The organism is Sphingomonas nostoxanthinifaciens, from assembly GCF_019930585.1.
GTDB lineage: Bacteria > Pseudomonadota > Alphaproteobacteria > Sphingomonadales > Sphingomonadaceae > Sphingomonas_I > Sphingomonas_I nostoxanthinifaciens.
Genome location: NZ_CP082839.1, coordinates 831,533 through 845,707 on the forward strand (window position 1 = coordinate 831,533; position 14,175 = coordinate 845,707).

Below are 14,175 nucleotides of genomic sequence, written 5' to 3' on the forward strand. Positions count from 1 at the left end.
CGCTCCTTTCGATAGAAAGTGGAGGTTCCCCGATCAGACGGCGGCGAGCAGCTTGGCGGCCTTGCCCTCAAGCTCGAGCCGCGTGTCCTGATGCGGCTTGTCGCGCGCCACCGCGGTGATGCCCTGGACGAAGTCGAAGATCGACGCCGGGGGATGGCCTTCCTCGTCGAGCACGGTGGTGATGATCCGGTCGGTGTCGCCTTTCGAAAATCCGCGCTTGCGCAGGAAGGACTGCCGATCCTCGTCGGTGCGCGCGACCAACCGTTCGCGCGCGGCCTTGATGCCGGCCATGAACGGCGCCGGAGACGAGGTCGCGAAATTCTCCAGCGCAGGCGCCGCCTCGTGCGCGAAGCGATTGGCGGCGAATTTGCTGTGGCGGATGCTGATCTCCTCGAAGCCTTCGGCGCCCCAGATGTTGCGGTTCATGCAGACCGCTCGGAGATAGAAAGAGGCAATGCCGAGCGTCTTCGAACCCACTTCGCTGTTCCACGCATAGAAGCCGCGGAAAAACAGGTCGGGATCGCCGTTGGGCAGCCGGCCGGCCTCGATCGGATGCGCGTCGTCGACCAGGAACAGGAAAACGTCGCGATCGCTCGCGTAGAGCGTCGTGGTATCCTTGGTCACCTCAACGAACGGGTTGTGGGTCATCGTCGACCAATCGAGCAGACCAGGCACTTTCCAGCGCGTATCGCCGGTGCCGTCGCCCGCGATCTTCATGACCGCAGCGACCAGTTCGTGATCCCAGATCCGGCCGTAATCGGGACCGGTGACGGCGCGCAACTCGATCCGGCCATCGTCGGTCTCAAGCGTCTTCATCAATTCGGCGCGGTGCGAGAGCAGCCCGTGCTGCATGTTGATGGCCGCAAGCGGCGCGGGGAGCTGGCGAAGATAGCCCGCCGGCGCACCGACGAGGCTGCTGAGCTGGCCGAAAGACCAGTGGGTCGGCATGACCGACTCGTCGCGGCCGCGCACAAGCAGCGCCAGGTGCTCGGCATCGTCGCGGCTGGCCTCGACCTTTACCTCGCGCGTCTCGACGGTCCGTGTCGTGGCGCGCTCGGCGCGGGATTTGACCGCGGCGTGGAGCGAGGACAGCGACAGGAACCGCTCGTCGTCCGGGCGGGAAAACCATTCCGAGGAAACGCGGCCGATGCGGTGACCGCGCGAGATATCGACCTTGTAGCCTGCCGAGACCGGCCGGGATGTGTCGGATTGGGTGAGGATCGTGGCCATGGGGAATACTCCACGACGGGCGCCGAGAGCCTCTCTCTCAGCCCTTTACCCGTCACGGGATTCCCTGCTTTCCTCTCACTCTTCGGGGGCGTTGCGGGGGCGAAGCCATCCGCAGATGGGGTCTGCCGCGACTTTGGCGCGGCAGCAGGGGAAGGCATTCCCCTCCAACAGCGCAAATTACGCCAAAATCACTACGAGTTGATACGTCGACGCCGTTATTACGTTTGGCCGCTCTTACGCGACGTAATAAGAGGTTTCCCCCCGGGGGGGTGATCTAAGCCATTATGTTCATGCGGGAGAATGGTGCTGCCGAAGGGGATCGAACCCTTGACCTCAGCCTTACCAAGGATGCGCTCTACCACTGAGCTACGGCAGCATGTCCAGCATGGCCCCTTGCGGGGAGGCGCCGCCTATGCAGAAGCCCGGCGCCGAGGTCAAGGAAGCATATGAGCAAGGAAGATCCCGATCGCGCCGCCCGGCTGGCCGAGGCTTTGCGGACCAATCTGCGCCGCCGCAAGGCGCAGTCGCGCGCGCAGGAAAGCGAGACGGTACGGGACGATACTGTAGCGGAGGACGATGCGGCGGCCCCTCGGGAGGAGCGGCCCGCGCGCTGATCGGGGTGGCCACTCCGCCCGAAAGCGGAGCGGCCGACACCTTTTACTGCTGCTGGTCGGCGCGCGATGCGCCCGCGCCATCGAGGTTCTGGGCGATGAAATCCCAGTTCACGATGTTGGCGAGGACCGTCTCAGCGAACTTCGGCCGCGCGTTGCGATAATCGACGTAATAAGCATGCTCCCACACGTCGAGCGTGAAGAGCGGCACCGCGCCGTGCGCCACCGGCGTGTCGGCATCGTGATACGACGTCACCTTGAGCGCGTCGCCTTCCAGCACCAGCCATGCCCAGCCGCTGGCGAAATGACCGACGGCTTCGTCGGCGAACTTCTTCAGCAAAGCTTCCTGGCTGCCGAAGCCGCTCTCGATCAGCGCGGCGAGCTTGCCCGACGGCTTGGTCGAGCCGGCCGGAGCCAGGCACTGCCAGAAGAAGCTGTGGTTCCAGATCTGGGCGCTGTTGTTGAACAGGCCCTTGTCGCCACCGGTCTTCGCCTTGTCGATCACCTGCAGGAGCGACAGGCCGGCGAGGCCCTTCTCGTCGATCCAGCCGTTGGTCTTGTCGACATAGGCCTTGTGATGCTTGCCCCAGTGATAGTCGAACGTCTCGGCCGACATGTGCGGATCGAGAGCGGTCTTGTCGAAGGGGAGGGGAGGAAGTTCGAACGCCATGTTGATCTCCTGCGTGGGCTGAACTCGGGCGCGGGCCTAACGCCCGAGCCGGAGAAGCGTCACGCGAAATCGACTATTGCGATACGTTCTCAGCCGCCTCGATGATCGGCACGAATTGCGCTGCGGTCAGGCTCGCGCCGCCGACCAGCGCGCCGTCGACGTCGGGCACCGACAGGAATTCGGCGGCGTTATGCGACGTCACCGAGCCGCCATAGAGGATGCGCACGCGCACGCCCTCGGTGCCGAGGATGTCGATCAGCTTGGCGCGGATCAATTTGTGCATCTCGCCAATCTCTCCCGACGACGGCGTGCGGCCCGTGCCGATCGCCCAGCGCGGTTCGTAGGCGATGATCAGCGTGTCACCGGTGGCGGTGCGCGGCAGCGAGCCGTCGAGCTGCGACGCGACCGCCAGCCCGGCGCGACCCGCGTCGCGCTGCTTGTCGGTCTCGCCGATGCACAGGATCGCGACCAGACCCGCCTCCATCGCCGCCTCGGCCTTCGCACGCACGTCGGCGTCGGTCTCGTGATTCGCGGAGCGGCGCTCGGAATGGCCGACGATGACGTGGCTTGCGCCGGCGTCGGTCAGCATGTCGGCGGAAATGTAGCCGGTATAGGCACCCGTCGTCGCGAAGTGGCAGTCCTGGCCGCCGATGGCGATGCCGTCGGCATTGGCTGCGGCCTGCGCGACGAGGGTGAAGGGTGGGCAGATCGCGACGTCGATCCGCTTGGCGGCAGTGGCGGCGCGGCCGATCGGCGCGAGTTCGCCCAGCGAGATGCGGAGGCCGTTCATCTTCCAGTTTCCTGCGACCAGCTTCCTCAAGCTCATTTGCTTTCCTTCTGCCGCACCGGATCGCGTCGCCGGTAGCAAGCGGCGCGGGCCGCGCCAAGCGTCGCCCGCGCTTGCTTGCCCGGCGCGGGCACCGGCTCTATGGCGACGCCTTCATTTCTCGCCTCAAGGTTGCCGATGCTCGCCTTCTTCCGCCGTGTCCTGTCTTCCTGGGTGGCGGTGGCCATATTGGGCCTGATCCTCATCGCCTTCCTGGCGACCGGCATCGGCACGCCCGGCGGCAGCCTTACCGGCGGCCCGGCCCCGAATGCGGTGGCGACGGTCGGCGGAACGCAGGTGACGGTCCAGCAGGTCGGTGATCGCGTGCAGGGCGCGTGGCGCGAGGCCAGCCAGCAGCAGCCGGGCCTCACCGTGCCGGCGTTCCTCGACGCGATCGGCGGCATCGGGCCGATCGTCGAGCAATATATCGGCGCGACCGTGCTCGGTGTGTGGGCGCAGAAGCATGGCATCACCGCGAACGAGCGGCTGATCGGCGCCGAGATCGCCGCCATCCCGGCCTTCCAGGGGCCGACCGGCCAGTTCGACCAGAAGGCGATGAACGCGATGCTCGGCCAGCGCCGCATGAGCTTCGCGACGTTGCACGACGGCATTCGCGACGATCTGATCCGCCGCCAGCTGGTCGTGCCGATCACCACCGGCGTGCAGACGCCGACCGGTCTGCTCAATCCCTATGCCATGCTGCTGATCGACCGGCGCGAGGGCGCGGTCGGCGCGGTGGAGGCGAGCACCGCCGGGATCGCCGCCCCGACCGACGCCGAAGTGGCGAACTGGTACAAATCCTATGTCGCGCGCTACTCGCTGCCCGAGCGGCGCGTCGTCCGCTACGCCTTGCTCGGGCCCGAGCAGATGACGGCGGCCGCCCCGACCGACGCCGAGATCGCCGCCGCTTACAAGGCCGACGCCGCCAAATATGCCGCGAGCGAGACGCGCACTTTGTCGCAGGTCGTGCTGCCGGGCGAGGCGCAGGCCAAGGCGTTCGCTGCCAAGGTTTCGGGTGGAACGCCTTTCGCCAAGGCCGCGGCCGATGCGGGCTTTGCCGCCGCCGACATTTCGCTCGGCGACCTCGCCAAGGATGCGCTCGCCAAGAGCGCGTCGCCGGCGGTGGCGGATGCCGCCTTCGCGTTGCCAGCCAATGGCACGACCGCGCCGATCAAGACCGCGCTGGGCTTCACCATCGCGCATGTCGACGCGATCAAGCGCACCGCCGCCAAGACGCTCGACCAGGCCAAGCCCGAAATCGTCGCGGCGCTCGCCAAGAAGAAGGGCGAGGATGCGCTCGGCACGCGGATGCAGGCGATCCAGGATCAGCTGACCGACGGCGCCAATTTCAACGATATCGTCGCCAAGCAGAAGCTGTCGGTCATCACCACGCCGCCGGTGCTGGCGAACGGCACCGTGCCGACCGATCCGGCGTTCAAGCCCGATGCGACGCTGACCGCGCTGATGAAGCCGGCCGCGCAGGCAACCGCCGAGGATGCGCCGACGCTCGAGACGATCGATCCCACCCACTTCGCGCTGCTGAGCGTCGCGAGCGTCGTTCCGGCGGCACCGCTGCCGCTGGCGGAGGTGAAGGCGCGGGTTGCGCAGGACATCGTCACCAAGCGCGCGGTCGATCGCGCGTATGCCCAGGCACAGGCGATCCTCGCCAAGGTGCAGGGCGGCCAGCCGCTCGCGGCGGCAATGGCGGCGGCCGGGCTGCACGCGCCGCAGACGATCGCGACGACGCAGGTCGAGCTGTCGCGCGCCGGGCCGAACGTACCCGCGCCGGTGCGCACGCTGTTCCGCCTCACCGCCGGCAAGAGCGATTTGGCGCCGGGGCCGGCCGGCAGCTGGTATGTCGTGCATCTCGACCGGATCGTGCCGGGCGATCCGGCGATGCTGGCCCCGATCGTCTCGGCGACACGCGGCGAGCTCGGGCGCAATCTGTCCGAGGAATATGCCCAGCAGTTCGCCGCCGCCGCGCGGCAGCAGGTGAAGGTCACGCGCAACCCCGCCGCGATCGGCCAGCTCGACGCGCAGCTGCGCGGGCGCGCGCCGCAAGGGCAGTGATCCGAGCGTGAGCGACGGCGCGCAGGACGACGTCGCCGCGCGCGCGGCGCTGGCGGCCGGACGGCCCGCGCTCGTGTGGCGCCGCCAGCTCGCCGATACCGAGACGCCGGTCGCCGCCGCGCTGAAGCTGATCGAGCCGGGGCGCGGCGACTTCCTGCTCGAATCGGTCGAGGATGGCGCGACGCGCGGGCGCTACAGCCTGCTCGGCCTCGCCCCCGATCTCGTCTTTCGCGCGCATGGGCAGCAGGCGGAGGTCAACCGCCGCTGGCTCGACGATCGCGATGCCTTCATCGCGATTGAGGCGGACACGCTGGCGGCGATGCGTGCGCTGGTGGCGGAATGCCGCGCCGAGGTGCCCGCCGGACTACCACCGGCGCTCGCCTGCCTCGTCGGCTATTTCTCCTACGAGACGATCGGGCTGGTCGAGCGGCTGGATCGCCCCGCCGCCGATCCGCTGGGTCTGCCCGACATGCTGTTCGTGCGGCCGACCTTGATCCTCGTGTTCGACCGGCTGGCCGATGCCCTGTTCCTGGTCGCGCCATGCTGGCCGGACGGCGCCGAACCGGCGACGGCGGTGGCACGCGCGATCGAGCGGATCGAGGCCGCCGCCGCCCGGCTGACCGGACCGTCGCCGGCGATGCAGGCCACACCCGACGGACTGATCGTGCCGCAGCCCGAGCCGCAGCTCGCCCCCGGCCGCTACGGCGAAATGGTTGCGCGCGCGAAGGACTATATCGCCGCCGGCGACATCTTTCAGGTCGTGCTGGCGCAGCGCTTCACCGCGCCATTCCCGCTGCCGCCGTTCGATCTCTACCGCGCGCTGCGCCGGATCAACCCGTCGCCTTTCCTCTATCATCTCGATCTGCCGGGCTTCGCGCTGATCGGTTCGAGCCCCGAAATCCTCGTGCGCGTGCGCGACGGCGAGGTGACGATCCGTCCCATCGCCGGCACCCGTCCGCGTGGGCGCACGGGCGAGGAGGATGCCGCCAACCGCGATGCGTTGCTTGCCGATCCTAAAGAACGTGCCGAGCATCTGATGCTGCTCGATCTCGGCCGCAACGATGTCGGCCGCGTGGCGGCGCCGGGCAGCGTGCGCGTGACCGACAGCTATACGATCGAGAAATATAGCCACGTCATGCACATCGTCTCGAACGTCGTCGGGCGGCTGGGACAGGGCAAGGATGCGCTCGACGCGCTGTTCGCGGGCTTTCCCGCCGGCACCGTCTCGGGCGCGCCGAAGGTGCGTGCCTGCCAGGTGATCGCCGAGCTCGAGCGGGAGACGCGCGGCGCCTATGCCGGCGGCGTCGGCTATTTCTCGCCCGACGGGTCGATGGACAGCTGCATCGTGCTCCGAACTGGCGTGGTCAAGGACGACACCCTACATGTCCAGGCAGGCGCGGGCATCGTCGCCGACAGCGATCCCGCGGCCGAGCAGCGCGAATGCGAAGCCAAGGCCGGCGCTCTCTTCGCCGCTGCCCGCGAGGCTGTCGCGCGCGCCGCCGAGCCGCGCTTCGGCCAGTAGGAAGGCGATCGGATGAGCGGCGAATATAAGATTGCGATGCTGCGCGGGCTGCGCCGCCACTGCCCCACCTGCGATTCGCCGACGTTGTTCGCCGGCTATCTCAAGGTCCGCCCGATCTGCCCGGTCTGCGGCGCCGACAATGGCCAGTATCGCGTCGACGATGCGGCCTCCTATTTCACCGTGCTGCTGGTCGGCCACCTGATCGTCGGGCCGCTGATCGCATTCCCGGCGCTGATGGCGCTGCCGCTTTGGCTGGCGCTGCTGATCCTGTTGCCGCTGGTCGCGGCGGTGACGCTGGCCGCGCTGCCGTACATCAAGGGCACGATCCTCGGCGTGCTGGCGGCGGGTGCGGCCAACCGGAAGGCGGCGCCATGATCCTCGTCATCGACAATTATGACAGCTTCACCTGGAACCTCGTCCACTATCTCCAGGATCTGGGGGTGGAGGTCGAGGTCGCGCGCAACGATGCGATCGGGGTGGGGCAGGCTTTGTCGTCGGGTGCGGAGGCGTTCCTGATCTCGCCCGGCCCGTGCACGCCGAACGAAGCGGGGATCAGCCTCGATCTTGTCGCCGCCTGCGCCGATCAGGCGCGGCCTTTGCTCGGCGTGTGCCTCGGCCATCAGGCGATCGGCCAGCATTTCGGCGGGCGCGTGGTGCGAGCGGCGACACTGATGCACGGCAAAACCTCGCCCGTTTTGCACGACGCCACCGGACTGTTCGCGGGCCTGCCGAGCCCCTTCACCGCGACACGCTACCATTCGCTGGTGGTGGAGGGTGCGCCGGCCGATTTGGTGGTCAATGCGTGGACCGAGGACAATATCGTCATGGGCTTCCGCCATGCGCACCTCCCGATCCACGGCGTGCAGTTCCATCCCGAGAGCATCGCGACCGAGCATGGCCATGCGATGCTCGCCAACTTCTTGACGGCGGCCGGCGTGCGGGTGGCGCAGCGCGCATGACCACGCTCGCCCTGCTGCCCGATCCGGCCGAACCGCTCGAGCATGCGACCGCCGAGCAGGCGTTCGCCGACATCCTCGACGGCAAGGTCGCGGACGATGATGTCGCCGCCTTCCTGACGGCGATGACGCTGCGCGACGAGACCAGCGTCGAGATCGCCGCCGCGGCGCGTGCGCTGCGGGCGCGCATGATCGAGGTCGAGGCTCCGGTCGGCGCGATCGACGTATGCGGCACCGGCGGCGACGGCGCGCACAGCCTCAACATCTCGACCGCGGTCGCGATCGTGGTGGCGGCGTGCGGCGTGCCGGTCGCCAAGCATGGCAATCGCGCCGCTTCGTCCAAGGCGGGCGCGGCCGATACGCTGGAGGCGCTCGGGCTCGATCTGGATCGCGCGGCGGCGCGGGCCGAGGCGAGCCTCGCCGATCTCGGCATCGCCTTCCTGTTCGCGCAGACGCATCACCCGGCGCTTGGCCGGCTGGCGCCGATCCGCCGCGCGATCGGGCGGCGCACCATCTTCAACATCGTCGGTCCGCTCGCCAATCCGGCACGGGTGACGCGGCAGCTCGTCGGCGTGGCGCGTGTCGATTATCTGTCGACCGTGGCCGAGGCGCTCGACCTGCTCGGCAGCGAGGCGGCGTTGGTCGTGTCGGGCGAGGAGAGCCTCGACGAATTGTCGATCGCGGGGCCCAGCCGCGCGGTGCCTGTCGGCCTGTGCGGCATCGGCGGCGCGATCACGCCCGAGGATGCCGGCCTGCCGCGCCACGGGCTCGATGCGATCCGCGGCGGCGATGCGAGCTACAATGCCGCGGCGCTGCGCGCGCTGTTGCGGGGTGCGCCGGGCGCCTATCGCGATGCGGTGCTGCTGAATGCGGGCGCGGCTTTGATCGTGGCTGGTACGGCGGCGACGCTGGAGGAGGGCGTCGAGGAGGCCGCCGAGGCGATCGACAAGGGCCTTGCGAACGCGCTGCTCGATTGCTGGATATCCTTCTGACATGTCCAACCGGTTGACTGCGATCCTCGAAACCAAGCGCGCGCATGTCGCGGCCGCCAAGGCGGCCCGCTCGATCGGCGACCTCGACGCGGCGGCGGGGCAGGTGTCGGCGCCGCGTGGTTTTCGCGCCGCGCTGGAGCGCAAGGCGGTCGCCGGCCATGCGCTGATCGCCGAGATCAAGAAGGCCTCGCCGTCCAAGGGCTTGATCCGCGCCGATTTCGATCCCCCGGCGCATGCCCGCGCTTATGAAGCGGGCGGCGCGGCCTGCCTGTCGGTGCTTACCGACGAACCCTATTTCCAGGGCGCCGACGCGTATCTGGTCGCGGCGCGGGCGGCCTGCGGGCTGCCGTGCTTGCGCAAGGATTTCATGGTCGATCCGTGGCAGGTGGCGGAAGCGCGCGCGCTCGGCGCCGATGCCATCCTCATCATCGTCGCCGCGCTGGACGATGGAATGATGGCGGAGATCGAGGCGGCGGCGATCGAGCGCGGCATGGACGTGCTGGTCGAGGTTCATGATCGTGCCGAGCTGGCGCGCGCGCTACGCCTGCGCTCGCGGCTGATCGGCGCCAACAATCGCGATCTGCGCGACTTCACCGTCGATTTTGCGCGCACCTACGAACTGGTCGCGGATGCGCCGGCCGACTGCCTGTTCGTCGCCGAGAGCGGGCTGGGGGACAAGGCCGATCTCGATGCGATGGCGGCACATGGCGTGCGCGCCTTCCTCGTCGGCGAGAGCCTGATGCGGCAGGCGGACGTGGAGGCGGCCACGCGGCGGCTGCTGACCGGCGCATGACCCGGCTGACCCATCTCGACGATGCCGGCGCGGCGCACATGGTCGATGTGTCGGACAAGGCCGTCACCAAGCGCACCGCCGTGGCCACCGGCCATATCGCCATGACCGGAGCGGCGCTCGACGCGATCCGCGCCGGCACGCTCGCCAAGGGCGATGCGCTTGCGGTCGCACGGATCGCGGGGATCATGGCGGCGAAGCGCACCGCCGAATTGGTGCCTCTGTGCCATCCGTTGCCGATCAGTTCCGCCAGTGTCGACCTTGCGTTCGTCGAGGGCGGGATCGACTGCACCGCCACCGTCGTCACCGACGGCAAGACCGGGGTCGAGATGGAGGCACTGACGGCCGTCTCGGTCGCGCTGCTCACGCTCTACGACATGGCCAAGGCGATCGATCGGGCGATGACCATCGGCGCGATCGGTTTGGCCGCCAAGGCGGGTGGCCGATCGGGCGATTGGGTGCGCCCGTGACGATGCTGCAGGCGGCCGACGCGCAGGCGCGGCTGCTGGCGCTCGCACCGCCGCTGTCGATCGAACAGGCGTCGCTAGCCGAGGCGGCCGGCCGCTGGGCAGCGGCGGACGTGGTCGCGCAGCGCACGCAGCCCGCGGCGGACCTGTCGGCGATGGATGGCTATGCGCTGCGCTTCGCCGACCTGCAGGGCACGCTGACGGTTGTCGGCGAGAGCAAGGCCGGCGGTGCGCTCGATCGAGCGCTGGCGCCGGGCGAGGCCGCACGCATCTTCACCGGCGCGGCGATGCCGGCCGGTGCGGACACCGTGCTGGTTCAGGAGGAAGCGGCGCGGGACGGCGATTTGCTGCGTCTCGCGGGCGACGGGCCTGCCCGGCCGGGCGCGCATGTGCGGCGACGCGGAATGGATTTCGCCGGCGGCGACCGGCTCATCACGCAGGGTGAGCGGCTGAGCCCGGCGCGGATCGCGCTCGCGGCGATCGGCGGGCACGGCGCTCTGCCGGTCCGCCGCCGCCCGCGCATATGCATCCTCTCGACCGGCGACGAACTGGTCGCACCGGGCAGCGCCGTGGATGGTTTGCCTGCATCCAATGGCCCGATGCTCATGGCGATGCTGGCCGGCACGGTGACCATCGTCGCGAGCGGGGACATCGTGCCCGATCGTCTGGGCTCGCTGGTGGGAGCGTTTCGCGCCGCGGCGGATTGCGCAGACATCGTTGTGACGACCGGCGGCGCCTCGGTCGGCGACCATGACCTCGTGCGCCCGGCGTTGATCGAGGCGGGCGCGACGATTGATTTCTGGCGGGTCGCGATGCGGCCAGGCAAGCCCGTGCTCGCCGGGCGGCTCGGCGACGCAGTGGTGCTCGGCCTGCCGGGCAATCCCGTGTCGGCGTTCGTCACGGCGCAGCTCTTCCTGCTGCCGCTTGTCGCGCACCTCGCCGGCTGTCCCGATCCGTTGCCGGCCTTCGGAAGGGCGCGCCTCGCCGCCGGGCTGCCGGCGGTTGGCGAACGCACCGATTTCCTGCGCGGGCGGATCGACGGGGACATGGTGCATCCGCTGGTCGGTCAGGACAGTGCCGCGCTGGCGATGCTGGCGCAGGCCGATGCGCTGATCGTGCGACCGGGTCGTATCGGGCCGGCGGCTGTGGGGGATCCTGTGGATATCCTCCGCATCGCTTGACAGGCGCGTGGTTGTTCCCTACACGTTCCTTAAAGGTTCTGTAGGGACGGATCACATGCTGACGCGCAAGCAACATGAGCTGCTTTGCTTCATCAATGAGCGGTTGAGCGAGACCGGCGTCTCGCCCTCGTTCGAGGAGATGAAGGACGCATTGGATCTCAAGTCGAAGTCGGGCGTCCACCGTCTGATCTCGGCGCTGGAGGAGCGCAGCTTCATCCGCCGCCTGCCCAACCGCGCCCGCGCGCTGGAGGTGCTACGCCTGCCCGACGCGGTGAAGACCGCCGCGCCGAAGCCCTCGCGTCCCCCGGCGTCTGCGCCCAAGCTGGTGCTTCCTGCGGCGAACGACGTGCTCGAACTGCCGCTGCACGGGCGGATCGCCGCCGGCATGCCGATCGAGGCGCTGGAGGGACGCAGCACGCTCTCCGTGCCGGCGGCCCTGCTCGGACCCGGCGAGCATTATGCGCTGGAGGTGGCAGGCGATTCGATGGTCGAGGCCGGCATCCTCGACGGTGATTATGCCTTGGTCCGCCGCGGCGAAACCGCGCGCGACGGCGAGATCGTGGTGGCGCTGATCGACGATAGCGAGGCGACGCTCAAATATTTCCGTCACGAGGGCAAGATGATCCGGCTCGATCCGGCCAACCGCGCCTACGATCCGCAGCGTTATCGGCCGGGGCAGGTGCGCATCCAGGGCAAGCTGGCGGGGCTGCTCCGCCGTTATTGAGGTGTGACCATGCAGACCGCGCGCACCGATTTCATCGAGCTTCCGGCGACCGACATCGCCGCGACGACGGCATTCTATGAAAGCGTATTCGGCTGGAGCCTCACGGCCTTCGGGCCGACTTACGCCTGCACGATGACGGGCGACGTCGACATCGGCCTGCAGGCCGATGTCGCGGAGCGCACGGCGGCACCGCTGCCGGCGATCCGCGTGGCCGATCTCGAAGCGGCGCTGGCGGCGGTCAGCGCCGCCGGTGGTGCGATCACGCACCCGATCTTCGCCTTCCCCGGTGGGCGGCGCTTCCACTTCCGCGATCCGTCGGGCAACGAGCTGGCGATCCACACCGCCGCGTGACGCAAGGGTCGGCGGCGCGCGCTGCGCCGCCGACCGCTCGGCCGTCAAAAGGCGGCGGTGCTTTTGGTGTCCATCATCAATCCGCGCACCAGCGGGATGGGCGGACCGCCATGATCGAGCAATTCGTCATGGAACGCCTTCCAGCCTGCGCGGCCGCCATGCGTCGCCGTCCAGTCGGTGCGCAGCCGGCGGATCATCAACTTGCCCATCGTGTAGACGAGATAGGCCGGGTCGTAGGTGCCGCGCGCCGCCTGCTGCCGCGCGGTACCCTCGGCCTGGTAGCATTGCTCGACGAACATCTTGCGTGACTGCTCGACCGTCATGCCCTGCGTGTGCAGGCCGATCGCCGAGAGGTAGCGGCAGTCGCGCTGCAGTGCGTTGGCGAGCTGGCCGATATGCGCCTCGGGATCGCCCTTCCGCAGGCCGGCCTCCCACATCATCTCCTCGGCATAATGCGCCCAGCCCTCGGCGAAGGCATTGCCGACGAACACCCGGCTGAAGAAGGACGGCGAGCGGTTGGCGTGCAGGAACTGGAGGAAATGGCCCGGCATCACCTCGTGCACCGTGACGAACAGCAGGTTGGTTTCGCCCGGCGTCGAGGCGCGCTGCACCTCGGGCGTCCATGCCGGATCCGGCGGCGAGATATAATAGACCGAGGGCAGGCCATGCTCATACGGTCCGGGCGGATCGATATAGGCGGTGTTCTGCCGCATGAACGGCGGCGCCTCGTTGGCGAGCGCCTGCTCCGTGCCGGGAATGGTGACGAGCTGCTTCGCCAGAACGAAGGCGCGCAGCTCGGGGATCTGGCGGCGCGCGGTCGCGACCGGGCCGCCCTCGCCCTTGTGCGCATTCGCCTTCGCGGTGCAGTCGGTGATCGAGGCGCCGGGGGCATAAGCAGCGCAGGCTTCGTTCAAGGCATCCTGGTTGCGCTTGAGGTCGGCGCGGCCAACTGCTTCCAGTTCGGCGACCGGCGTATCCACCATCTCGGTGGCGTAGAGCATGCGCTGGAACCGCTCGGGCCCGAGCGCGAAATCCTGCGTCGCGGCGCCACGATTCTGCTCCAGCCATTCGGCGAGCCCGTGCAGCGCTGTCGCCGCGGCGGTGGTCGCCGCGGCGAGATCGGCCTGCAGCTTGGCGTCCTTAACCCCGGCAAATGCTGCCGGAACATCCTTGGCGTAATAATCGGCGAGGCCCTGAAAGCCCGCTTTGCCGAAATTGATGAAGGTCAGCGGCATCGGCATGCGCAGATTGGCGCGGACCTGCGCCGCCGCGGCCGGAATATGCCGTGCGAACGCCGTCACCGCGCGCATCCGCGTCGCCGCGTCGGCGTAGGGCCGCGCGACATAGACGTTCGGATCGAGCATCGAGATATAATAAGACGGGTTGCGATGCGGCTGGTCGGCATCCTCCAGCCAGAACAGCCGCCCGCGCGCGACCGCGATCAGGTAATCGCGCTCGAAGCGCTGGTCGCGCGTCAGTCGGTTGTCGGTAAAGCCCTGCGCCTGCGCGATCGCCGCACGATAGAAAGCGGCCTTGCTCTTCAGCCCCGCGTCGCTCCAGTCGGGCAGTTCGCCGTCATGGTCGTGCCGCCCCTGATAGACGGCATAGGTCGGCTCGACCTTGAAGTCCTCCTCGAGAAATCGATCGAGAAAGGCGGGGAAGGGCGCCTTCGGAACCGGCGCTGCGCCCAGTAGGACCGACGCGGCGCAGGCGAGTAGGAGCTTTTTCACCGGCAGGACTTTCGCTATTTGGTGCGATCATTGCACCTCCGTGCTGATCCCGCCA

General features: G+C 68.7%; 16 protein-coding genes and 1 tRNA gene. 11 read left to right on the forward strand and 6 right to left on the reverse strand.

From position 1 onward, the window contains the following. Positions 1-33: 33 nt before the first annotated feature. Positions 34-1,230 carry a DUF932 domain-containing protein gene (locus K8P63_RS03780; protein ID WP_223798539.1) on the reverse strand — a complete coding sequence of 399 codons (1,197 nt, stop codon included), beginning with the start codon at positions 1,228-1,230 and terminating at the stop codon, positions 34-36. Positions 1,231-1,531: 301 nt separating this feature from the next. Continuing rightward, positions 1,532-1,606, reverse strand: a tRNA-Thr gene (locus K8P63_RS03785). Positions 1,607-1,676: 70 nt separating this feature from the next. Here K8P63_RS03785 and K8P63_RS03790 point away from each other — a divergent pair. Then, complete coding sequence (locus K8P63_RS03790) at positions 1,677-1,844, forward strand: hypothetical protein (protein WP_223798540.1); 168 nt, start codon at positions 1,677-1,679, stop codon at positions 1,842-1,844. A 43-nt stretch (positions 1,845-1,887) separates the two neighbouring features. On the opposite strand, the gene K8P63_RS03795 is transcribed toward K8P63_RS03790, so the two are convergent. The 3 genes from K8P63_RS03795 to K8P63_RS03805 all read right to left on the reverse strand — a co-directional run bounded on the left by K8P63_RS03795 (position 1,888) and on the right by K8P63_RS03805 (position 3,525). After that, positions 1,888-2,511: a superoxide dismutase gene (locus K8P63_RS03795; RefSeq protein ID WP_223798541.1), complete on the reverse strand. Its 624-nt coding sequence runs from the start codon at positions 2,509-2,511 to the stop codon at positions 1,888-1,890. A 73-nt stretch (positions 2,512-2,584) separates the two neighbouring features. After that, positions 2,585-3,337, reverse strand: coding sequence for a triose-phosphate isomerase (tpiA, locus tag K8P63_RS03800; RefSeq protein WP_223798542.1), 753 nt, complete (start codon positions 3,335-3,337; stop codon positions 2,585-2,587). Continuing rightward, positions 3,334-3,525: a hypothetical protein gene (locus tag K8P63_RS03805; protein WP_223799933.1), complete on the reverse strand. Its 192-nt coding sequence runs from the start codon at positions 3,523-3,525 to the stop codon at positions 3,334-3,336. Before K8P63_RS03805 ends, tpiA begins: the two co-directional genes overlap by 4 nt. On the opposite strand from K8P63_RS03805, the gene K8P63_RS03810 reads away from it, so the two are divergent. Genes K8P63_RS03810 through K8P63_RS03855 form a run of 10 tightly spaced genes read left to right on the forward strand, consistent with a single transcriptional unit; the run spans position 3,518 to position 12,390 of the window. Further along, positions 3,518-5,407: a peptidylprolyl isomerase gene (locus K8P63_RS03810; protein ID WP_263282682.1), complete on the forward strand. Its 1,890-nt coding sequence runs from the start codon at positions 3,518-3,520 to the stop codon at positions 5,405-5,407. The two genes, K8P63_RS03805 and K8P63_RS03810, sit on opposite strands and share 8 nt — an antisense overlap. Before the next feature lie 7 nt (positions 5,408-5,414). After that, entirely contained in the window at positions 5,415-6,929 is a 1,515-nt protein-coding gene (gene trpE / locus K8P63_RS03815; protein WP_223798544.1) for an anthranilate synthase component I, read from the forward strand. 12 nt (positions 6,930-6,941) lie between these two features. Next, a complete protein-coding gene (locus tag K8P63_RS03820) occupies positions 6,942-7,304 on the forward strand; it encodes a DUF983 domain-containing protein (RefSeq protein WP_223798545.1) in 363 nt (120 codons plus the stop codon). Continuing rightward, entirely contained in the window at positions 7,301-7,888 is a 588-nt protein-coding gene (locus tag K8P63_RS03825) for an anthranilate synthase component II (RefSeq protein ID WP_223798546.1), read from the forward strand. The genes K8P63_RS03820 and K8P63_RS03825 overlap by 4 nt, the downstream gene beginning before the upstream one ends. Beyond that, positions 7,885-8,877 (forward strand): anthranilate phosphoribosyltransferase, encoded by a 993-nt coding sequence (trpD, locus tag K8P63_RS03830; RefSeq protein ID WP_223798547.1) that lies wholly within the window; start codon positions 7,885-7,887, stop codon positions 8,875-8,877. Before K8P63_RS03825 ends, trpD begins: the two co-directional genes overlap by 4 nt. A gap of 1 nt (position 8,878) precedes the next feature. Continuing rightward, the gene (gene trpC, locus K8P63_RS03835; protein ID WP_223798548.1) at positions 8,879-9,670 is read left to right on the forward strand and encodes an indole-3-glycerol phosphate synthase TrpC; all 792 of its coding nucleotides are present in this window, start codon (positions 8,879-8,881) and stop codon (positions 9,668-9,670) included. Further along, positions 9,667-10,137 carry a cyclic pyranopterin monophosphate synthase MoaC gene (gene moaC / locus K8P63_RS03840; RefSeq protein ID WP_223798549.1) on the forward strand — a complete coding sequence of 157 codons (471 nt, stop codon included), beginning with the start codon at positions 9,667-9,669 and terminating at the stop codon, positions 10,135-10,137. Before trpC ends, moaC begins: the two co-directional genes overlap by 4 nt. Beyond that, a complete protein-coding gene (locus tag K8P63_RS03845) occupies positions 10,134-11,315 on the forward strand; it encodes a molybdopterin molybdotransferase MoeA (protein ID WP_223798550.1) in 1,182 nt (393 codons plus the stop codon). Before moaC ends, K8P63_RS03845 begins: the two co-directional genes overlap by 4 nt. Positions 11,316-11,370: 55 nt before the next feature. Next, a complete protein-coding gene (gene lexA, locus K8P63_RS03850) occupies positions 11,371-12,039 on the forward strand; it encodes a transcriptional repressor LexA (protein ID WP_223798551.1) in 669 nt (222 codons plus the stop codon). A 9-nt stretch (positions 12,040-12,048) separates the two neighbouring features. After that, positions 12,049-12,390, forward strand: coding sequence for a VOC family protein (locus tag K8P63_RS03855; RefSeq protein ID WP_223798552.1), 342 nt, complete (start codon positions 12,049-12,051; stop codon positions 12,388-12,390). 44 nt (positions 12,391-12,434) lie between these two features. On the opposite strand, the gene K8P63_RS03860 is transcribed toward K8P63_RS03855, so the two are convergent. After that, on the reverse strand, positions 12,435-14,120 hold the full coding sequence (locus K8P63_RS03860; RefSeq protein ID WP_223798553.1) for a DUF885 domain-containing protein: 1,686 nt from the start codon (positions 14,118-14,120) through the stop codon (positions 12,435-12,437). Between the last annotated feature and the right edge of the window lie 55 nt (positions 14,121-14,175).